19 protein-coding genes and 1 pseudogene are annotated in these 19,582 nt (G+C 70.5%); 14 read left to right on the forward strand and 6 right to left on the reverse strand.

Translation table 11 applies throughout. The features are described 5' to 3' along the window. The 3 genes from DY245_RS27555 to DY245_RS27565 form a co-directional block, all read left to right on the forward strand. The coding region (locus DY245_RS27555; protein WP_244943298.1) for a glycoside hydrolase family 55 protein at window positions 1–1,566 on the forward strand (1,566 nt) is incomplete at its 5' end. A gap of 100 nt (window positions 1,567–1,666) precedes the next feature. After that, window positions 1,667–2,362 carry a TetR/AcrR family transcriptional regulator gene (locus tag DY245_RS27560; protein WP_244943299.1) on the forward strand — a complete coding sequence of 232 codons (696 nt, stop codon included), beginning with the start codon at window positions 1,667–1,669 and terminating at the stop codon, window positions 2,360–2,362. A 26-nt stretch (window positions 2,363–2,388) separates the two neighbouring features. Continuing rightward, window positions 2,389–3,594: an acyltransferase family protein gene (locus DY245_RS27565; protein ID WP_128509938.1), complete on the forward strand. Its 1,206-nt coding sequence runs from the start codon at window positions 2,389–2,391 to the stop codon at window positions 3,592–3,594. A 101-nt stretch (window positions 3,595–3,695) separates the two neighbouring features. Here the strand turns inward: DY245_RS27565 and DY245_RS27570 are convergent, their stop codons facing one another. Together DY245_RS27570 and DY245_RS27575 are read right to left on the reverse strand one after the other, a co-directional pair. Further along, window positions 3,696–4,025, reverse strand: coding sequence for a deoxyxylulose-5-phosphate synthase (locus tag DY245_RS27570; protein ID WP_128509939.1), 330 nt, complete (start codon window positions 4,023–4,025; stop codon window positions 3,696–3,698). Between the two features lie 50 nt (window positions 4,026–4,075). Beyond that, window positions 4,076–5,416 carry an MDR family MFS transporter gene (locus tag DY245_RS27575; protein ID WP_128509940.1) on the reverse strand — a complete coding sequence of 447 codons (1,341 nt, stop codon included), beginning with the start codon at window positions 5,414–5,416 and terminating at the stop codon, window positions 4,076–4,078. Window positions 5,417–5,665: 249 nt separating this feature from the next. On the opposite strand from DY245_RS27575, the gene DY245_RS27580 reads away from it, so the two are divergent. Then, entirely contained in the window at window positions 5,666–6,427 is a 762-nt protein-coding gene (locus tag DY245_RS27580) for a phosphoglyceromutase (protein WP_128509941.1), read from the forward strand. 83 nt (window positions 6,428–6,510) lie between these two features. Here the strand turns inward: DY245_RS27580 and DY245_RS27585 are convergent, their stop codons facing one another. Then, a complete protein-coding gene (locus DY245_RS27585; protein WP_128509942.1) occupies window positions 6,511–6,750 on the reverse strand; it encodes a DUF397 domain-containing protein in 240 nt (79 codons plus the stop codon). Between the two features lie 206 nt (window positions 6,751–6,956). On the opposite strand from DY245_RS27585, the gene DY245_RS27590 reads away from it, so the two are divergent. Then, window positions 6,957–7,205: an SCO4226 family nickel-binding protein gene (locus DY245_RS27590; protein WP_128509943.1), complete on the forward strand. Its 249-nt coding sequence runs from the start codon at window positions 6,957–6,959 to the stop codon at window positions 7,203–7,205. Between the two features lie 167 nt (window positions 7,206–7,372). Here the strand turns inward: DY245_RS27590 and DY245_RS44695 are convergent, their stop codons facing one another. Both DY245_RS44695 and phoU read right to left on the reverse strand, forming a co-directional pair. After that, a complete protein-coding gene (locus tag DY245_RS44695; RefSeq protein ID WP_181923891.1) occupies window positions 7,373–7,531 on the reverse strand; it encodes a hypothetical protein in 159 nt (52 codons plus the stop codon). A gap of 242 nt (window positions 7,532–7,773) precedes the next feature. Next, window positions 7,774–8,411, reverse strand: a pseudogene (gene phoU, locus DY245_RS27595) (phosphate signaling complex protein PhoU); the annotation flags it as partial. A gap of 539 nt (window positions 8,412–8,950) precedes the next feature. On the opposite strand from phoU, the gene phoR reads away from it, so the two are divergent. Further along, window positions 8,951–10,219 carry a two-component system sensor histidine kinase PhoR gene (gene phoR / locus DY245_RS27600; protein WP_128509944.1) on the forward strand — a complete coding sequence of 423 codons (1,269 nt, stop codon included), beginning with the start codon at window positions 8,951–8,953 and terminating at the stop codon, window positions 10,217–10,219. A gap of 5 nt (window positions 10,220–10,224) precedes the next feature. Further along, window positions 10,225–10,896, forward strand: a complete 672-nt coding sequence (gene phoP, locus DY245_RS27605; RefSeq protein WP_466419800.1) for a two-component system response regulator PhoP — start codon at window positions 10,225–10,227, stop codon at window positions 10,894–10,896. A 76-nt stretch (window positions 10,897–10,972) separates the two neighbouring features. On the opposite strand, the gene DY245_RS27610 is transcribed toward phoP, so the two are convergent. Then, window positions 10,973–11,635, reverse strand: a complete 663-nt coding sequence (locus DY245_RS27610; RefSeq protein WP_128509945.1) for a copper chaperone PCu(A)C domain-containing protein — start codon at window positions 11,633–11,635, stop codon at window positions 10,973–10,975. 850 nt (window positions 11,636–12,485) lie between these two features. On the opposite strand from DY245_RS27610, the gene DY245_RS27615 reads away from it, so the two are divergent. From DY245_RS27615 to DY245_RS27645, 7 genes are all read left to right on the forward strand, one after another. Continuing rightward, window positions 12,486–12,968, forward strand: coding sequence for a CarD family transcriptional regulator (locus tag DY245_RS27615; RefSeq protein ID WP_003953493.1), 483 nt, complete (start codon window positions 12,486–12,488; stop codon window positions 12,966–12,968). A gap of 407 nt (window positions 12,969–13,375) precedes the next feature. After that, window positions 13,376–14,122 (forward strand): 2-C-methyl-D-erythritol 4-phosphate cytidylyltransferase, encoded by a 747-nt coding sequence (gene ispD / locus DY245_RS27620; protein WP_128509946.1) that lies wholly within the window; start codon window positions 13,376–13,378, stop codon window positions 14,120–14,122. Beyond that, window positions 14,109–14,639 carry a 2-C-methyl-D-erythritol 2,4-cyclodiphosphate synthase gene (gene ispF / locus DY245_RS27625; RefSeq protein WP_128509947.1) on the forward strand — a complete coding sequence of 177 codons (531 nt, stop codon included), beginning with the start codon at window positions 14,109–14,111 and terminating at the stop codon, window positions 14,637–14,639. Before ispD ends, ispF begins: the two co-directional genes overlap by 14 nt. A 124-nt stretch (window positions 14,640–14,763) precedes the next feature. Then, window positions 14,764–15,168: a PPOX class F420-dependent oxidoreductase gene (locus DY245_RS27630; protein WP_128509948.1), complete on the forward strand. Its 405-nt coding sequence runs from the start codon at window positions 14,764–14,766 to the stop codon at window positions 15,166–15,168. 117 nt (window positions 15,169–15,285) lie between these two features. Continuing rightward, window positions 15,286–16,680 carry a cysteine--tRNA ligase gene (gene cysS / locus DY245_RS27635; RefSeq protein WP_128509949.1) on the forward strand — a complete coding sequence of 465 codons (1,395 nt, stop codon included), beginning with the start codon at window positions 15,286–15,288 and terminating at the stop codon, window positions 16,678–16,680. Between the two features lie 128 nt (window positions 16,681–16,808). Continuing rightward, window positions 16,809–17,765, forward strand: coding sequence for a 23S rRNA (guanosine(2251)-2'-O)-methyltransferase RlmB (gene rlmB, locus DY245_RS27640; RefSeq protein ID WP_128509950.1), 957 nt, complete (start codon window positions 16,809–16,811; stop codon window positions 17,763–17,765). 157 nt (window positions 17,766–17,922) lie between these two features. Then, window positions 17,923–19,563: a DoxX family protein gene (locus DY245_RS27645; RefSeq protein WP_181923890.1), complete on the forward strand. Its 1,641-nt coding sequence runs from the start codon at window positions 17,923–17,925 to the stop codon at window positions 19,561–19,563. The last annotated feature ends 19 nt before the right edge of the window (window positions 19,564–19,582 follow it).

Genomic DNA, 19,582 nt, shown 5'->3' on the forward strand with positions numbered 1-19,582 from the left:
CCCTCCCTCTGGTCCGAGTTCAAACAAAACCCCCACACCCATCCCCACATCCCCTACATCGGCCGGGCGGGCTACCGCGGTGGCGTCACCGCCTTCCCCGGCCCCCGCGTCGTCGCCGACATCGTCAAGGACTACGGCGCGCTGCCGGACGGCTCCGCCGACGCCGCCCCCGCGATCAACCGAGCCCTCCAGGAAGCGGGCCGCCGCGGCGGCGGCACCGTCTTCGTCCCACCCGGCACCTACCGCATCGACGACATCATCCGCATCGGCCACAACAACGTCGTCCTGCGCGGCGCGGGCAGCGGACGCACCACCCTGCACGCCACCCGCAGCCTCACCGACCTCATCGGCCCTTACGGCAGCCGTTACGGCGGCGACAAGTCCAGCTGGTCCTGGGCCGGCGGCCTCATCTGGCTCTGCCCGAGCGCCCGTTGGGAATCCCTGACCGATGCGATCAAGGCCAAGGCCTGGCCCTTCGAGGGCTGGACCGGCAACCGCCGCGACGAATGGCGCACCCTGCCCCCCCTCACGGCCGTGGCCCGCCAGGGCGACCGCACCGTCACCGTCCAGGACACCCGCCCCCTCCACCCCGGCGACCGGGTCCTGCTCCAACTGGCCGACGACGCCGACCACACCCTCCTCCAGCACATGGCCGGCGACCTCCCCGGCGCATCGGCCTACACCTGGTCCGACAAGACCAAGCTGACCTCCTACGTCCCCTACGAATGGCCCTGCCGCATCACGGCCGTCGACCCGCGCCGCCACCGCATCACCCTCGACCGCCTACTCCCCCTGGACACCCGCCCCTCCTGGAACCCCCAACTCACCACCCATATCGCCCCCTTGACGGAATCCGGCGTGGAGTCCCTCACCCTGGAGATGACCGAGACCCCGCAATCCCCGCACCTCCTGGACAGGGGCTACAACGGCGTCGCCCTGCAATGCGCCTGGGACTGCTGGGTCGACGACGTCCACGTACGCCATGTCGACAACGGCTTCCTGCTCGTCGCCGCCAAGGCCTGCACCCTGCGCCGCACCCGCGTCTCCGGCCGCGGCAGCCACCACCCGTACGCCTGCCGTGAGGGCTCCCACGACAACCTCGTCGAGGATTTCGCCATCGACCACCGCACGGTCCCGGCGCCCGCGGGCACCCAGCTCCACGGCATCAACGTCGAGGGCCTGTCCAGCTACAACGTCTGGTCCCGCGGCCACATGGCGATGGGCACCTTCGACACCCACCGCGGGCTGCCGTTCGCCAACGTACGCACCGACATCACGGTCACCAACGACGGTGCGCACGGCGGCGACGCCAGCGCCGGCCCCCTCTACGGCGCCCGCTTCACCCACTGGAACATCACCGTCACCAACCACCGCGCCGGCTGCATCAAGCTCGACGAGATCGCCCCGTACAGCGCAACCGTCGCCATCAGCGAAGTCTCCGAATTCGGCCAGACGGACAGACCCGACTTCACGGGCCCGCTCCACACCCGCCTGGAGTCCTACGGACAGCCGGAATCCCTCACCCCACGCAACCTCCACGAGGCCCAGCGGGCCCTACGCCGCTGACGCCACCCGGCCCTACCCGGCCGGAACACCACCGCCCTCCAGCCGCCCACCCCGGCTCTCCGCGCCCCGCACCGCATCCCGCTGGACGACGGCTGGCCGGATGGCTAATATTTTGGCCATGCGGTCAGAAAATGATCCGAGCGGCCAGTCCGGCGCCGGGAAGGGCGAACAGGAGTCGCAGACGCCGGAACGCTCGTTCATCGAGAAGGCGCGTCGCGCCCAGATCATCGACGCCGCCGTCGACACCATCGCGGTACGGGGGTTCGCGAAGGCTTCGCTGGCGCAGATCGCTGAGCGGGCGGGGATCAGCAAGGGCGTGATCTCGTATCACTTCGCAGGTAAGAGCGAGTTGATCGAGCGGCTCGTCGAGCAGGTCTATGGGGAGATCGGCGCATTTGTCGCGGCCCGGCTGGAGGGGCAGGCCGCGGCAACCGCGTGGCTGCGCGGCTATGTCGAATCGGTCGCCGTGTACATGCACACCCACCGGACCCAGCTCACCGCGCTCGGCGAGATCTTCAGCCACTTCCGCACCGCTGACGGGGCCCCGCGCTATGGCATCGCGTCGAGCGAGCCGCTCTACTCCGCACTGGAGCAGGTCTTCCTGAAGGGCCAGCAAAGCGGCGAGTTCCGCGCGTTCGACGTCCGCGTGATGGCCGTCAGCCTCCAGGCCGGGATCGACAGCATGTTCGCGTACTGGAGCGTCCATCCCGAGCATGACCTGGCGGCTTACGCCAGTGAACTCGCCGGCATCTTTGAGCACGCCACGCGCGCGGACAGCAGGGCCGCCCAACACTGAACTGCACTCAACGGGGGGAATTTTCCATGACAGGCGACCTTGAACGCACGGCCGTGAAGGCCGGGTCCGAGCCGACCGCTGCGAGGCCGAAACGCGCGCGGCTGCTCTATGTCGACAATCTGCGTATCGCGCTGACGGCGCTCGTGGTGCTGCACCACACCGCCGTCACCTACGGCAACATCCCCGCCTGGTACTACACCGAGCCCGCCGAGGACGGCTCCGGGCTGCTCCTGGACGCCTTCGTCATGTTCAACCAGGCGTTCTTCATGGGCTTCTTCTTCATGATCGCCGGGTACTTCACGCCGGCCTCCTACGACCGCAAGGGCGCGCGGCCGTTCTTCCGGGACCGCCTCAAGCGCCTCGGCATTCCCCTGCTCGCCTTCCTCTTGCTGATACGCCCCCTGGCGAACTTCGGCGGGTACGCCGACCTGCGGGCCACCTTCGCCGAGCACGGCGAATCGCTTCCCTATTGGCTGTACTACGTGGTGAGTTGGGACGCCGGCCCGATGTGGTTCGTCGAGGTGCTCCTGGTGTTCGCTGTGCTCTACGCCCTCGTTCGCCGCCGTGGTGCACGCCGCCTCCTCGCCTCCGCCGGAGAGACCGGCCGCGCGGCGGTGCGGGCCCCGCGGCCCGTGCGGCCGCTCGCCGTCGTCGTCTTCACCCTGGCCCTTGCCCTCGCCACGTATCTGTGGCGCTTCCTCGTGCCGGGCGGCAGCTACCTCCCCTTCCTCGGCCTGCCCAGCCCCAACTTCCTGCCGCAGTACGCGAGTTTCTTCGTCCTCGGCGTGTTCGCCTACCGCAATGGCTGGCCGCAGACCCTCTCCCGCGTCGCGGGCCGCGTGGGCTGGGCCGTCACTCTCGTCGCGACGCTCGCGTACCTCCCCGTCGTCATGACCGCGAAGGAAGACGCGCTCAGCGGGCACGGCACCTGGCAGTCGCTGGTCTCGGCCGCGTGGGAGTCGACGTTCGCCGTCGGTGTCGTTCTCGGCCTGACCGTCCTCTTCCGCGAACGCCTCAACCGGCAGGGGCGCACCGCTGCGTTCCTCTCCCGCCACGCCTTCGCCGTCTACCTCATCCATGCGCCCGTGCTCGTCGGGCTCGGCTTCGCCTTCCGTTGGCTGCACGCCCCGGCGGCCGCCAAGTTCGCACTCGTCGCCGTCCTGGCCCTGCCGCTGTGCTGGGCCATCGCCTACGCCGTCCGCTCCCTTCCCCGCGCCGACCGCGTGCTGTAACACCGTTCGCCGATACCGGCCCTGCTCCGACTCCAAGCCGGGGCAGGGCCGGTCTCCGTTACGGGAAGGGGCGGGGCAGGGGAACGTCCGCCGGACACGGCCTATGGCACCTCGTACCGGATCAGCGCGCGGGCGAACGGCTCGCCGGTGGCCTTGGCGTACGCCATCCGCTCGCGGACCTCGCCGAGGGTCCGGGGGCGGTACCCGGGCCCGCCGCAGCAGCTCTTGTGGAAGCGGATGCCCGCGTTCAGCAGTACGGAGAGCACTCGCCAGCTGGCGGTGTCGCGGCGACGCGGCGGTGCGAAGGCCGAACCGACATGGATCAGCGGCTTCGCGCAGCGCGGGCAGCGTCGTTCGTGGTCGCCGTCGTACGGCTGCTTGTACGAGGCCCGGCAGGGCAGGCAGACGTACGACGTTTTCCCGTGGGGCATGGGGGGAGCGAAGCCGTGGCGGGGGCAGGGCTCGACGGGTTTTCGGGGCCCTACACCGAGGCCGAGGGGGAGGCCGAAGGGGAAGACGTTTCCGGGTCCGCGCCCTGCGGCGACTCCGCGTCCGCGCCCTGGGACGACGCCGCGACCGCCGCCGTCCGCCCCGGCAGGCTCCGTAGCAGCAGCCCGTAGCCCACGGCGGCCACCGTGCCGATGACCGCGCAGCCGGCCCACAGCGCATCGGCGCCGTAGTGGTCGATCACCGTGCCGCCGAGCAGAGGGGCCGTCAGGGAGGCGATGGACCAGGACAGGGCGTACATGCCCTGGTAGCGGCCGCGGCCGTGCAGGGGGGACAGGCGCACCACCAGGCCCATCTGCGTGGGGGAGTTGATGATCTCGCCGAGGGTCCAGACGGCCACCGCGACCGCGTACATGGCGACCGAGCCCGCCAGCGCGGTCAGCCCGAAGCCGTAGCCGGCGAGCAGCGCCGAGCCGACGAGGAGCATCGCCGGGCTGCGGTGTTCGATGAAGCGCGTGACAGGGATCTGCAACAGGACGACGAGCACGCCGTTGACCGCGACCACCATGCCGAAGTCCACGCTGGAGAAACCGTCCTGACCCATCGACACCGGCATGGAGACGTACGCCTGCTGGAAGAGCAGGGCGAGCAGCAGGTTGAGGCCGACGACGGTCATGAAGCGGCCGTCGCGCAGGACGGACAGCATGGAGACGGCGGCGGGGGCCGAGCCGGTGCCGCCGTCGGTGTCCTCCGGGCCGGCCGGGGTGCTCGCGGCGGGGCGTGATTCGGGGAGCTTGAAGAAGACGACCAGGGCGCAGGCCAGTACGAGCGTCGACTCGCCCAGGAAGAGGGCCAGGTAGCCGTGTTGGGCGATGAGCCCGGCGGCGGTGGAGGAGATGGCGAAGCCGAGGTTGATCGCCCAGTAGTTGAGGGAGAAGGCGCGGACGCGGTCCTCGGGGGCGACGATGTCCGCCATCATCGCCTGTACGGCGGGGCGGGAGGCATTGGTCGCCATACCGACCACACCCGCCACGGCCGCGATGGCGACGGGGTGCTCCATGAAGCCGAGCAGCGCTACGGACGCTGCCGTTGACAGCTGCGCGATCAGCATGGTGGGCCGGCGGCCGAGCCGGTCGGTCAGTACCCCGGCGCCGATGGAGGAGATCACGCCGCCGAGGCCGTAGAGCGCGCCGACCAGGCCCGCGTACGAGGCCGAGTAGCCCCGCTCGACTGTCAGATAGAGAGCCAAAAACGTCGCGACGAACGCCCCGAGCCGGTTGATCAAGGTGCTGGTCCACAGCCACCAGAACTGCCGGGGGAGGCCGGAGACGCTCTCCACGGCGGCGCGTCTCAGACCAGCTATGGATGCGGACATGACAGTTCCCCCGTTGGGTCGTGCGGCGCGTGGAAGTGGGAAGCGGAAGTGGGAAGCGGAAGTGGGAAGCGGTGGGTGCGTGAGCGGTGGGTGACGCCGGGCGGGTAAGTGGCGCAAGCGACGATCGCAACCTACTGATGGGCCGGCTTCCGGCGCCACTCAATTGACGGGACGCGTCAAACGTCGACGGGCAGCCCAGCTCCTGGACCCGCGCAAGGCGTTTTCCGGATTTCGATTACGCTCGACGCCATGGCCGACGCACCGTACAAGCTGATCCTCCTCCGCCACGGCGAGAGCGAGTGGAACGCGAAGAACCTGTTCACCGGCTGGGTGGACGTGAACCTCAACGAGAAGGGTGAGAAGGAGGCGGTCCGCGGCGGAGAGCTGCTCAAGGACGCCGGCCTGCTCCCCGACGTAGTGCACACCTCCCTCCAGAAGCGCGCCATCCGCACCGCGCAGCTGGCCCTGGAGTCCGCCGACCGGCACTGGATCCCGGTCCACCGCAGCTGGCGGCTGAACGAGCGCCACTACGGTGCGCTGCAGGGCAAGGACAAGGCGCAGACCCTGGCGGAGTTCGGCGAGGAGCAGTTCATGCTCTGGCGCCGCTCGTACGACACCCCGCCGCCCGCGCTTGAGGACGGCACCGAGTTCTCGCAGAGCGGCGACCCGCGCTACGCCTCCATCCCCAGCGAGCTGCGCCCGCGCACGGAGTGCCTCAAGGACGTCGTCACGCGGATGCTGCCGTACTGGTACGACGCCATCGTCCCGGACCTCGTCGCCGGCCGTACGGTCCTGGTCGCCGCCCACGGCAACAGCCTGCGCGCCCTGGTCAAGCACCTCGACGGCGTCTCCGACGCGGACATCGCCGGCCTGAACATCCCCACCGGCATCCCGCTCGCCTACGAGCTGGACGCGGACTTCCGCCCGGTCACGCCCGGCGGCACCTACCTCGACCCGGAGGCCGCCAAGGCCGCCATCGAGGCAGTGAAGAACCAGGGCAAGAAGAAGTAACCAGCCCTGATCAAGCCCCCTGCCTGCGGTTTCTCCGCGGCGAGCAGGGGGCTTGTCGCTGTTCCGGGGCCGGTCGTGGGTCGTCAGCCGTGCAGTTCGCCGGCCTGGACGCCGCGTCGGAAGGCGGACCACTCGCTCGCCGCGAAACGGAGCGGCGCCCGATCGGGGTTCTTGGAGTCCCGCAGCGCGACAGCGCCTCCCGGTAGCTGGGCGACCTCGACGCAGTCGCCGTTCGCGAGGCTGTAAGAGCTCTTTTCCCAGGCCACCTGCGAGAGGTCCATCTCGTACAGGCCGGACTTATCCGTCGGACCAGACTTATCCATCGTTTCCTCCAGGGTGAGGCTGCCGTGTATGGCTACCCGTGGGAAGGGAGCTTCCGCGCGCACCTTTCAGTCGTTCTGCTCGGCCGGCCGTCATCTTGACGCCCCCGGCGCCGGCGGCCCTCGCGCTGTCCCTGGATGCGGCCTGCCCGTGCGGATGCAGCATGGAAGAGGGGGCGCAGTCGTCTGCAACCTGGAGGATGAGCCCGATGCCCAAGTTCATGGACATCCATCACGGTATGAAGGGCCTCACGGCCGACCAGCTCAACGCGGCGCACCAGGCCGACCTCGCCATCCAGAGTGAGGAAGGCGTGACCTTCGAACACGCCTGGGCCGACACCGACTCCGGCGACGTCTTCTGTCTGTCGGAGGCACCCTCGGCGGGAGCCGTGCAACGCATACACGAGCGCGCCGGCCACAAGGCGGACGAGATCCATCCACTGACGATCAGCCTGTGACCTGGCCTTGCGGCAGGGCCGACCCGTAGCGGGAGCGGCCCGGTCAACCCGTAACAGGACGGCCCGGCCGACCCGTGACAGGACCGCCCCGCCGTCCCGGAACACGGCAGCGGCCCCGACCGGTGAACCCCGGTCGGGGCCGCTGTGGCGCTGTGCTGTCGAGGTCGCTAGCAGCCGCCGCCGCACTGGCACGATCCGCCCGACTGGCAGCCGCAGCTGCAGCCGGAGCCGCAGCCGCAGGCGCCGAGCAGCGGGAGCCGAGGGCGCTCGACGACCGTCGGGTTGTTCTTGGGCGTGGGGTTGTGGGAGTCCGCCATGGGTGCCATGCATTGCCTCCTAGGGGTCACCTGGTGCCCGTTGCAAGCCCGGGTGACGCCATTGCAAGCCCATGCGGCGAGGCGCGTCAACGGCGCGTAGAGGCACGCGTCAACGGCGCACGGTGGCGAGAGGGGCGGCTCGTCGCCCCTCTCCCGCCGTCGCCGTTACGACCCGTCGACCGCCGCCGGCGGAGCGATCTCGTCGGCGTGCTCACCGGTCACGAGGTAGACGACCCGCTTGGCGACGGAGNGCGTGCTCACCGGTCACGAGGTAGACGACCCGCTTGGCGACGGAGACCGCGTGGTCCGCGAAGCGCTCGTAGTAGCGGCCCAGCAGCGTCACGTCCACGGCCGTCTCGATGCCGTGCTTCCAGCGGTCGTCCATCAGGTGCTGGAAGAGGGTGCGGTGCAGCATGTCCATCGCGTCGTCGTCCTGCTCCAGCTGGAGCGCGAGATCGACGTCCTTGGTGATGATGACCTCGGCGGCCTTGGCCATCAGGCGCTGCGCCAGCTGCCCCATCTCCAGGATGGTGGCGTGCAGATCGCGCGGTACGGCCGTCTGCGGGAAGCGCAGCCGGGCCAGCTTGGCGACATGCTGGGCCAGGTCGCCGGAGCGCTCCAGGTCGGCGCTCATCCGCAGTGAGGTGACGACGATCCGCAGGTCGGTGGCGACCGGCTGCTGCCGCGCCAGCAGGGCGATCGCCCGGGCTTCAAGATCGCGCTGGAGGTCGTCGACCTTCTCGTCGGCGGCGATGACGTTCTCGGCCAGCTTGAGGTCCGCGTCGAGTATCGCCGTGGTGGCGCGCCCGATCGCGGAGCCGACGAGCCGGGCCATCTCGACCAGGCCCTCGCCGATCGAATCCAGCTCCTCGTGGTACGCGTCCCGCATCTGTGACCTTCTCTCGCATCGAGTGGTGAAGTGGCGTGGTGTGGGAGGTGGAAGGGGGTGCAGTTGACCTCTGCCCACGCTCTCACGGTCGGTGTTCGCGCGGCCCGTATCCCGGAGAGGCGGTGCTCCACGGAGCCGGTACTCCGCAGCGCCGGTGCTCCAGAGGGGCCATCGCCCCGCGGTCGCTCCGAGTGCCGGTCGCGCGGCGGTGCGGAACCGATCCGTCACCCGCACCCTCACCCTGCGGGCACAGCGCGACCTGCGGTCCCACCGGGGGTGAACCGGCGCCGTCGTGAAGGTGAACTCTGGGCGACATGGCCACGGCCCCGAGGTCGGCCCCGCCGTTCACCTGGCCACGTGCCGGCGGGGCGGGCCGCTCGCGCCGGTCTCCCTAGGGACATCCGGCGGGCGGCCGGACGCCCCTCACCGGCCTCCGGAGTGAACCGGCGCGGACGCCACGGTGAACTCTGGGCGACGGGTGTTCGAGCAGAGCCTCGCACGGCTGGGGAAGTGTCCGACCCGGCGCATAACCTGGAGTCATGAACGTGGACGCGGCCGTCGCCGCAGTGGCAGCGATCGCCGGTTTGTTGACCGGCGTCTTCGCCATGCTGGCGTTCCGCTGGAGCGAGCGCGATCAGGCCAAACCCACCCGCACCTCGCTGCACACGGACGCCGTGCTGCCCCCCGGGGTCGACACCGTGCTGTCGGTGCTCCGCTCCTCCGCGGTCGTCCTCGACGAGGCCGACGCGGTGGTCAAGGCCAGCTCCGCCGCGTACGCCCTCGGGCTGGTCCGCGGCGGCAAGCTCGCCGTCGAGCCGATGATGCAGATGGCCCGCGACACCCGCAGGGACGGTGAGATACGCCAGGTCGAGCTGGATCTGCCGCGCCGCGGCACCGGCCGCGGCGAGGCCCTCGCGGTCTCCGCCCGGGTCGCCCCGCTCGGCTCCCGGCTGGTCCTGCTGCTGGTCGAGGACCTCACGGAGGCCCGCCGCATAGAGGCGGTCCGCCGCGACTTCGTCGCCAACGTCAGCCATGAGCTCAAGACGCCCGTCGGCGCCCTCTCGCTGCTCTCCGAAGCCGTGATGGACGCCAGCGACGACCCCGAGGCCGTCGAGCGCTTCGCCGGCCGGATGCAGAACGAGGCCACCCGCCTGACCAACCTCGTCCAGGAGCTCATCGACCTCTCCCGGGTCCAGAACGACGACCCGCTGGAGGACGCCGAACCCGTCCGGGTCGACGAGCTGGTCGCCGAGGCGATGGACCGCTGCCGCCAGCAGGCCGGCACCAAGCAGATCACCATGGCCGTCGGCGGCACCGCTGAACTGCACGTATGGGGCAATCGCGGTCAGCTCGCGGCGGCCCTGGGCAATCTCGTCGAGAACGCCGTCAACTACTCCCCGGCGCGCACCCGCGTCGGGATCGCCGGGCGCCGGGTCTCCGCGCCCGGTGGCGACCTGATCGAGATCGCGGTGACCGACCAGGGCATCGGGATATCCGAAAAGGACCGGGACCGCGTCTTCGAGCGGTTCTACCGTGTGGACCCGGCGCGCTCGCGCGCCACCGGCGGGACCGGCCTCGGCCTCGCCATCGTCAAGCATGTGGCCGCCTCGCACGGCGGGGAGGTCACGGTGTGGAGCGCTGAGGGACAGGGCTCCACCTTCACCCTGCGTCTCCCGGAAGCCGGGGCCGTACGCGACCGCGAACGGCCCGCCGACCTCTCCGCGGAGGGCCTCGACGACGAGGACCGCCCGTACGAGACCTTCAACGATCCGCTCCCTGCTCACCCAGCCCCGGAGGTCCTTCCGTGACCCGAGTGCTTGTCGTCGAGGACGAGGAATCGTTCAGCGATGCACTGTCGTACATGCTCCGCAAGGAGGGTTTCGAGGTCGCCATCGCGGCTACGGGCCCTGACGGACTCGACGAGTTCGAGCGCAACGGCGCCGACCTCGTCCTGCTGGACCTGATGCTGCCGGGCCTGCCCGGCACCGAGGTCTGCCGCCAGCTGCGTGGTCGCTCCAACGTCCCGGTCATCATGGTGACCGCCAAGGACAGCGAGATCGACAAGGTCGTCGGCCTGGAAATAGGAGCCGACGACTACGTCACCAAGCCCTTCTCCTCCCGCGAACTGGTCGCCCGCATCCGCGCGGTGCTCCGCCGCCGCGGCGAGCCGGAGGAGGTCGCCCCGCAGGCCCTGGAGGCCGGCCCGGTCCGGATGGACGTGGACCGCCATGTCGTGACGGTCTCCGGCGGCAAGGTCGATCTGCCCCTCAAGGAGTTCGACCTCCTGGAGATGCTGCTGCGCAACGCCGGCCGCGTGCTGACCCGTATGCAGCTCATCGACCGGGTCTGGGGCGCCGACTACGTGGGCGACACCAAGACCCTGGATGTGCACGTCAAGCGGCTGCGCGCCAAGATTGAGCCCGACCCGGGCGCGCCGCGCTACCTCGTCACGGTCCGCGGCCTGGGCTACAAGTTCGAGCCGTAAACCGCCGCGGCTCACCGCTACGCGTCAGGGGCGCCCCTCCGGATCGGACGGGCGCCCCTGACGCGTGACGAGGGGGTCAGTGACCGCTGTGCGCCGACCCCGCGGGCTTGGTGGTGCCGGTCGGCGTGGCCGAACCGGTCGGCGTGCCGGACTCCGACGGCTTGCCCGTCTCCGAGGGCTTGCCGGAGCCGGACGGGGACGCCGAGGCGGACGGCTGCGGCACCTGGGACGGCCCGTAGCCCTCGAAGTAGCTCTTCGCCGGGACGACGTAGGCGCCCAGCGTCACCTTGCCGGTGGAGCTGAAGGTGAACGTCAGCGGCTGCACGTTCCCGTCCTGGACGGCCTCGCGGCCGCTGGCCAGGACGGCCGAGGCGTTGTCCTGGCCGCCGAGCACGACGGAGCCGCCGGCCGGCACGGTGATCGGGCCCGCGCCGCCGCCGGCCCGCGAAAGCTTGGCCGACTGGCCGGTGCCGTCGACGGAGACCGCGGTCAGCTTCTGGTCCTCGACGCCGTTGTTGAACACCGTCACGGCGATCACGGCCGGGCCCTTGGCGTTCAGCTCGGGCTGGGTGATGACGGAGGCGTTCTGGATCTTGATGTCGCCCGCGGAGGTGGCGGCGTTGTCCGGCTTGACCTGCAGCGTCTGGGCGTCGTTCCCGGCCCCGCACGCGGACAGCGTGGCGATCGAGAGCGAAAGGACGGTGGCGGCGAGGACGCCGCGTCGAAGGCTGCGGCTCACGGCGGCGGCATCTCCTTGACGAACTACGGCGGCCGAACGTTCGTGCCCGGTCGCGGATGGACGGCTGGGGCGGCACTGCGTACGCGTCATGACGACGGGTGCGTAAAGCCGCCCTAAGGGTGTGTCAGCGCCGCTAGGTTACCGAGCCGTCCCCGCGCCGCCGCACCCGACCCGCCCCCAGCGGCATCGCACCGCCATCGGCCACGCTCCCGCGCGGTTTCCGCGTACGGTTCAGCGCCGCGCCCGCGGGATACCCGGACGTAAAACTGACCGCAGTTCAAGATCCTCGACGAACGGCAGGGAGAACGAGCCGGCAGAACGATCCGAGAGAAGGAAGATCGGGTCGAAGAGCGGATCGCGGATCAACACACACCGACACGCAGATCGCCACGTACATCGAGAACGTTCACCAAGAACATGGATGAAATATTCGGCAAGAGCCGTTCGGGTGGTGAGCGCCGGTTTCCTCGGGTGAAAAGCAGTATTCGAAGGGAATGTGAAGGCCTCGCGGAATTGATCACACTCTTCGGTCGCCGAACGGTGATCAATTCGAGAATCGGTCCGTAGAGACACGCGAGCAGCCGAACGGAGTAGCGGAACTCGCTCATGCGGATCCGTGCAAAACGGGACGTTCGGCCTGTCGATCATGGTGATCCCGGCATGTGACGGGCACGTTTCCGCTCACCCGAGAAGCCCCTCCGACCTGCGAATACCCGCATCACAGAGCCCCTCGCAGCACGTCCCGGGCGCTGTTGTCAAGCCCCGAGATATGCCCTGACCTGCGAAAACGCCATTCAGAACGGTCCGTTCCCGTGTTAGCATGGATAGCCACGGAAGGGGTACCTGTCACATGACGTTCAAGGTTGGCGACACCGTGGTCTATCCCCATCACGGGGCCGCGCTGATCGAGGCCATCGAAACTCGCCAGATCAAAGGCGTGGACAAGACCTACTTGGTGCTGAAGGTCGCCCAGGGCGACTTGACTGTTCGTGTGCCAGCGGACAATGCGGAGTTCGTCGGCGTACGCGACGTGGTTGGTCAGGACGGGCTGGACCGGGTCTTCGAGGTGCTTCGTGCACCGTATGCCGAAGAGCCGACGAACTGGTCCCGTCGCTACAAGGCAAATCTCGAGAAGCTCGCTTCTGGCGACGTGATCAAGGTCGCCGAAGTGGTTCGTGACCTGTGGCGGCGTGAGCGCGAGCGCGGACTTTCCGCCGGTGAGAAGAGGATGCTCGCGAAGGCCCGCCAGATTCTGGTGAGCGAGCTCGCCCTCGCGGAGAACACCAACGAAGACAAGGCCGAGGCCCTGCTCGATGAGGTCCTCGCGTCCTGACGACGCTGTACGGCGACGTACCAACGCAGCGACGACGTAGCAATGCCGCGGTGCCCGAGTGACGACCGTTTCCCAGTGGAACGGTCTGTTGCCGGGCGCTGCGGCATATCTGCTGAACGGCACACCTGCCGGGCTGCGGCACATCCGCCGGCACATCGTCTGCTGCTGGAGCGGCGATCTGCCGGGACGGGCTCTGCGCCATCGGCGGGACGCCGGACCCACCTGTGGCGTGCCGGGCCCGGGCTGCTGCCTCGACCGATGTCACGGAAGGGTCCGGTCAAGGCGTCGCGCCCGGCACTCCCCCACGCTCCAGGAGCAGGGGGTACCCCCAGGCCTTACCCACCTCGCCCGAGGAAACAAACCTGTCTGCGCCAATTCCGGGCGCGCCCCGGACACCGGAGCCTTCGATGTCAGATCCCTCCCGCCCGATCCGCACCGCCGCGGTGATCCCCGCCGCCGGCCGCGGTGTCCGGCTCGGTCCCGGCACCCCCAAGGCGCTGCGCGCGCTGGGCGGCACCCCCATGCTGGTGCACGCCGTCCGCGCGATGGCCGCCTCACGTGCCGTCTCCCTCATCGTCGTGGTCGCCCCGCCCGACGGCGCCACCGAGGTCGACCGCCTGCTCCACGAGTACCCGCTCGCGGACCGTACCGACCTGGTGGTCGTCCCCGGCGGGCAGACCCGCCAGGAATCCGTACGGCTCGGTCTGGCGGCGCTGCCCGACACCATCGACGTCGTGCTGGTGCATGACGCCGCGCGCCCGCTGGTCCCGGCCGACACCGTCGACGCGGTGGTCGCCGCGGTACGCGCCGGTGCGGCCGCCGTGGTCCCCGCGCTGCCGCTCGCCGACACCGTCAAGCAGGTCGAGCCGCAGCCCCAGGGCACCCCCGAGCCGGTGGTCGGCACCCCGGAGCGGGCCCTGCTGCGCGCCGTACAGACCCCGCAGGGCTTCGATCTGGAGACCCTGCGCAAGGCGCACGACACCGTCGTCGAGGGCGAGGGCGCCACCGACGACGCCGGGCTGGTCGAACGGCTCGGGGCGCCGGTCGTGGTCGTCCCCGGCCACGAGGAAGCGTTCAAGGTGACCCGGCCGCTGGACCTGGTCCTGGCCGAGGCCGTACTCGCCCGTAGGAGGGCCACCGATGGCTACGTCTGAGCCGACCGCCGGCGGGCTCCCCGGCGCGCCCTTGGTCCCCCTCGTCGGCATCGGCACGGACGTGCACGCCTTCGAGCAGGGCCGTGAGCTGTGGTGCGCCGGGCTGCTCTGGGACGCCGCGGAGAGTGACGGCTACGGTCTGGCCGGCCACAGCGACGGCGATGTGGCCGCGCACGCCGCCTGCGACGCGCTGTTCTCGGCGGCCGGCGTCGGCGACCTGGGTGCCCACTTCGGCACCTCCCGCCCCGAGTGGTCCGGCGCCTCCGGAGTGACGCTGCTGGCCGAGGCCGCGCGGATCGTCCGGGCCGAGGGCTACACGATCGGCAATGTCGCGGTGCAGGTCATCGGCGTACGCCCGAAGGTCGGCAAGCGGCGGGACGAGGCCCAGAAGGCGCTGTCGGCGGCCGTCGGTGCGCCGGTCTCGGTGTCCGGGACGACCTCGGACGGGCTGGGGCTGACCGGCCGCGCCGAGGGCCTGGCGGCGGTCGCCACGGCGATCGTCTTCCGTACGGCCTGACGCGAGACGCGCGGCGGCGCCCGGTATTCCCCCGTATGGCGCGGGAATGCCGGGCGCCGCACGGGTGTTGGGGGAGGATCGGAGTGCTCGTGTCCATCGGAACGGCCCGCAGGAAGGACTCTTCGTGACTGCCACCCTGTCCGACGACCTCAAGAAGCTCCTCGATACTCCGGTCTTTGTGACCCTGGTGACCCTCCAGCCCGACGGCAGTCCCCAGGCGTCTCCGGTCTGGGTGAAGCGGGACGGTGACGATCTGCTGATCTCGACGACCGTCGGCCGCCGCAAGGAGAAGAACCTCCGCCGCGACCCCCGTGTCTCCGTAGTGGTCCAGCCCTTCGACAACCCTTATACGTACGCCGAGATCCGTGGCGCCGCGACGCTCACCACCGAGGGCGGGCAGGAGCTCATCAACGAGCTGTCGCGCAAGTTCACCGGCAAGCCGTACGCCGAATTCAACCCGGACGCGGCCAACGACGCCGAGCGGGTGGTCGTCCGGATCACCCCGCGCAAGGTGGTAGGCAGCATCTGACGGAGCGGCCCGGGACGGGCCGCCGATATTTCCGGCAATTCGGACGGTTATGGCAGATCTGTGTCCCTGTGGCCAATGCGTCGCGGGGCACTGCCTCCTTCCGACTACCCTGGTTCCGTGACGATTCGCCTGTACGACACCAGCGCCCGGCAGATTCGCGACTTCACCCCGCTCACGCCGGGCTGCGTCTCGATCTACCTGTGTGGTGCGACCGTGCAGGCCGCCCCCCATATCGGGCACATCAGGTCGGGGCTGAACTTCGACATCATGCGCCGCTGGTTCGAGTACCGCGGCTACGACGTGACGTTCGTCCGCAATGTGACGGACGTCGACGACAAGATCATCAAGAAGGCGGCCGAACAGGGCCGCCCGTGGTGGTCGATCGGCTACGAGAACGAGGTCGCCTTCAACACGGCGTACGACACTCTCGGCTGCCTGCGGCCCACCTACGAACCGCGCGCCACGGGCCACATCCCCGAGATGATCGAGATGATGCGCGGCCTGATCGAGCGCGGTCACGCCTACGCCGCCGACGGCAACGTCTACTTCGACGTGAAGTCCTTCCCGGGGTATCTCCAGCTGTCCAACCAGGAGTTGGACAACCTCCTCCAACCGTCCGGCGAGGGCGAGACCGGCAAGCGGGACCCGCGCGACTTCGCCATGTGGAAGGCGGCGAAGGAGGGCGAGCCCAGCTGGGAGACCCCCTGGGGCCGCGGCCGCCCCGGCTGGCACCTGGAGTGCTCGGCGATGGCCCACAAGTACCTGGGCCGCGCCTTCGACATCCACGGCGGCGGCGTCGACCTCGTCTTCCCGCACCACGAGAACGAGATCGCCCAGGCCAAGGCCTTCGGCGACGACTTCGCCGCGTACTGGTCGCACAACGCCTGGGTGACCATGAGCGGCGAGAAGATGTCCAAGTCGCTGGGCAACTCCGTGCTCGTCTCGGAGATGGTCAAGCGCTGGCGCCCGATCGTGCTGCGCTACTACCTGGGCACCCCGCACTACCGCTCGATGATCGAGTACAGCGAGGAAGCGCTCCGCGAGGCCGAGTCCGCGTTCGCGCGGATCGAGGGCTTCGTCCAGCGGGTCGTCGAGAAGGCCGGGGTCGTCGAGCCGGCGGCCGAGGTGCCGACGGCCTTCGCCGAGGCGATGGACGACGATCTGGGCGTCCCGCAGGCACTGGCGATCGTGCACACCACCGTCCGGCAGGGCAATTCCGCGCTGACCGCCGACGACAAGGAGTCGGCGGTGGCCCGGCTGGCCGAGCTCCGTACGATGCTCGGTGTGCTCGGCCTGGACCCGCTCGACGAGCGCTGGTCGGGCAGCGGGACGGACCGCGGCGAGGACCTGCACGGCGTCGTGGACTCCCTGGTACGCCTGGTCCTCGACCAGCGCCAGTCGGCCCGCGCACGCAAGGACTACGCCACCGCCGACGCCATCCGCGACCAGCTCCAACAGTCCGGTCTCGCCATCGAGGACACCCCGTCCGGTCCCCGTTGGTCGCTGTCCTGACCCCCGTCCCGCCCCGGGGCAGCCACCCGGATTCGCCCTTCCCGGTGGCCGCGGGCGACACTCATTCCATACGTACGTACCCACTCCACGTCGCGAGACGTCGAGAGCAGTGAAGAAACAGGTGACCCATGGCCGGCAACAGCCAGCGCAGGAACCGCCGCACGTCCAACAAGAAGGGCGCGCAGGTCGGCAGCGGCGGTAAGCGGCGCCGGGGCCTGGAGGGCAAGGGCCCGACCCCGCCCGCGTCCGCCCGCAAGGGACACGTCAAGAACCGCGTCGCCAATGCCAAGGCGAAGCAGGCCGCGGCCCGCCGCCCGGCCCCGCGGCGTGGCGGTGCCAAGGGCACCGCGGAGCTCGTCGTCGGCCGTAACCCGGTCTTCGAGGCGCTGCGCGACGGCGTGCCCGCGACGACCCTCTACGTGCAGCAGTTCATCGACACCGACGAGCGGGTGCGCGCCGCACTGCAGCTCGCCACCGAGCGCGGCGACATCAACCTGATGGAGGCGCCGCGCCCCGAGCTGGACCGGATGACCAACGGCCTCAACCACCAGGGCCTGGTCCTGCAGGTCCCGCCGTACGACTACGCGCACCCCGAGGACCTGGCCGCGGCCGCCTTCGACGACGGTGTCGACCCGCTGATCGTCGCCCTCGACGGCGTCACCGACCCGCGCAACCTCGGCGCGGTGGTCCGCTCCGTGTGCGCCTTCGGCGGCCACGGCGTGGTCGTGCCGGAGCGCCGGGCGGCCGGGATGACGGCCGGTGCGTGGAAGACCTCGGCAGGCACCGCGGCCCGTACACCGGTCGCGCGCGCCACCAACCTGACCCGGACCCTGGAGTCGTACCAGAAGGCCGGCCTCACGGTCGTCGGTCTGGCCGCGGACGGCGAGCTGGAGCTGCAGGACGTCGCGGCGCTGGACGGCCCGGTCGTCATCGTGGTCGGCAGCGAGGGCAAGGGCCTGTCGCGGCTGGTCGGCGAGACCTGTGACGTACGGGTGCGGATCCCGATGCCGGGCGGCGCCGAGTCGCTGAACGCCGGTGTCGCGGCCGGTGTCGTCCTGTGGGAGGCGGCGCGCCGCCGCGCCTGAGTTCGTGTGCCCCGGGGTAGTCGGTACGTAGGCGTGCCACACCCCGGGGCAAGGCCTGACCCTCTGTACGACTTCGCCGTATCCCGTGATCTTTTGACGGGTCTCGGACAGATCGGGCCGGTCAAGGCAGTGTCTTAAACGCGGGTCACTCGGTTAGATGAGCGTGGACACCAGAACACCCCGCACGCCTACGGGGGGACGCTCGCCGGGCTTCGATGACGAGCCGGGCCTGAGCTCGGTCAAGGTGCCGTGCGATCCCGCGCAGGTCATCGTCAACCACGCCAGCTTCCGCGTACAGCTCGCCGCGCCCGTGGCGGACAACGTCATGGAAGACACCGCGCGCATCCCCGCCGTCCGGGGCTCGGCCGCCGGTGCCAGACGCCGGGCGCCCGTGGTGTGGAGCGGCCGCACCGAACCGGGCGGCACGGCCGGCGCCACCACCCAACTCCTGCACGCGGTACGCAACGCGGGCATCGGCCTCGACGGCGGCCCGGGCGAGGACGTCGGCACGACCCAGGTCCTGCCCCGGGTCCGCCTCGACGACACCGCCCCCGCCCGGACCGTGATCGGCCAGCGCGGCCCCACCCCGTCCGACAGCCCCCTGCTGCGCGGCGTACGCCCCGTAGGCAGCGCATACGGCGACAACTACAGCGACACCACCTACCGCAACACCCCGTACGGCGATCGCGGCCACGCCGACGACGGTTACGACGACGACCACTTCGAGGCACGGGACCGCTACGACTCCGGCGGCAAGCGCCGCGCCGCCGACACCGTGCGGCACGCGTACTACCCCGGCCGCCGTATGAACCTCGGCGTCGTCCTCCTCCCGCTGCGCATCTTCCTCGGCCTGATCTCGGTCTACGCCGGCATGGGCAAGCTCTGCGACCCCGTCTACTTCGACGGCGGCGAGCGCGGCTCGATGGTCAAGTGGCTGCTGTCGCTCGATCCCTGGGCGCTGGCCGTCCCGCTGCGCGACTTCGCCGTCTCGCACCCCGTGGGCGCCGGCCTGACCGTCGCCTTCCTTCAGGTCGTCGTCGGCGTCCTGACCATCTGCGGACTGTGGCAGCGCGTCGCCGCGTCCATCGGCGCGCTGCTCTCCGCGGCGCTGCTGATGACCGTCAGCTGGCGCACCGTCCCCGCCTACGACGCCCCCGACATCATCTACCTCGCCGCCTGGAGCCCGCTGATCATCGCGGGCGCCCCGGTCTACTCCATGGACGGGCGGCTGGCCGGCGAGGCGTGGCGGCGGCTCGGCCCGCGCGTCGAGGTCGCCGACCTGCGGCGCCGGGTGCTGCGCCGCGGCGCCGTGATGACCACGGTGGTGGCCGGACTGACCCTGCTCATCGGCTCGCTGCTCGGCGGCGCCGTACGGTCCGCGACGGTCGCGACCGTGCCGCGGCCCGGCGAGCCCGCGATCAACAACCTGCCCGGTTCGCCGCTGCCCCGCCCCGACAAGAGCGCCACCCGGCCCGGCCAGCGGCACTCCGGCAGCACCTCACCACGCCCCGGGACGCCCTCCGCGGACGCCTCGCACAAGGCCCACAAGCCCGGCAAGCCGTCCGCGTCGACGCCCGGCACCGGCCGCTCGACGGGCAGCACCAGCGGCCTCGCCCAGCAGCCCGGCGCGACCACCAGCGCCCCGCAGCAGACCGTGCCCACCCGCCACTCGGTACCGACCCATGTGCCGACCACAGCGGGCGGCACCGGCGGCGGCACCACCGGCAGCGGCAGCACCGGCAACGGCTCCGGAGGCGACTCCGGCAGCGGCAACACGCTGGGTGGGCTTTTGGGGTGAGGGGTGGGGGTGTGGGGTG

This window comes from Streptomyces inhibens, from assembly GCF_003389455.1.
In the GTDB taxonomy this organism is placed as follows: Bacteria; Actinomycetota; Actinomycetes; order Streptomycetales; family Streptomycetaceae; genus Streptomyces; species Streptomyces inhibens.

Excerpts from the sequence above, each read along its gene's own strand:
- DY245_RS27560 (WP_244943299.1), top strand. The coding sequence starts at position 1,667 with ATGGCTAATATTTTGGCCATGCGGTCAGAAAATGATCCGAGCGGCCAG.
- DY245_RS27565 (WP_128509938.1), top strand. The coding sequence starts at position 2,389 with ATGACAGGCGACCTTGAACGCACGGCCGTGAAGGCCGGGTCCGAGCCG.
- DY245_RS27570 (WP_128509939.1), bottom strand. The coding sequence starts at position 4,025 with ATGCCCCACGGGAAAACGTCGTACGTCTGCCTGCCCTGCCGGGCCTCG.
- DY245_RS27575 (WP_128509940.1), bottom strand. The coding sequence starts at position 5,416 with ATGTCCGCATCCATAGCTGGTCTGAGACGCGCCGCCGTGGAGAGCGTC.
- DY245_RS27580 (WP_128509941.1), top strand. The coding sequence starts at position 5,666 with ATGGCCGACGCACCGTACAAGCTGATCCTCCTCCGCCACGGCGAGAGC.
- DY245_RS27585 (WP_128509942.1), bottom strand. The coding sequence starts at position 6,750 with ATGGATAAGTCTGGTCCGACGGATAAGTCCGGCCTGTACGAGATGGAC.
- DY245_RS27590 (WP_128509943.1), top strand. The coding sequence starts at position 6,957 with ATGCCCAAGTTCATGGACATCCATCACGGTATGAAGGGCCTCACGGCC.
- DY245_RS44695 (WP_181923891.1), bottom strand. The coding sequence starts at position 7,531 with ATGGCACCCATGGCGGACTCCCACAACCCCACGCCCAAGAACAACCCG.
- phoR (WP_128509944.1), top strand. The coding sequence starts at position 8,951 with ATGAACGTGGACGCGGCCGTCGCCGCAGTGGCAGCGATCGCCGGTTTG.
- DY245_RS27615 (WP_003953493.1), top strand. The coding sequence starts at position 12,486 with ATGACGTTCAAGGTTGGCGACACCGTGGTCTATCCCCATCACGGGGCC.
- ispD (WP_128509946.1), top strand. The coding sequence starts at position 13,376 with ATGTCAGATCCCTCCCGCCCGATCCGCACCGCCGCGGTGATCCCCGCC.
- ispF (WP_128509947.1), top strand. The coding sequence starts at position 14,109 with ATGGCTACGTCTGAGCCGACCGCCGGCGGGCTCCCCGGCGCGCCCTTG.
- rlmB (WP_128509950.1), top strand. The coding sequence starts at position 16,809 with ATGGCCGGCAACAGCCAGCGCAGGAACCGCCGCACGTCCAACAAGAAG.
- DY245_RS27645 (WP_181923890.1), top strand. The coding sequence starts at position 17,923 with ATGAGCGTGGACACCAGAACACCCCGCACGCCTACGGGGGGACGCTCG.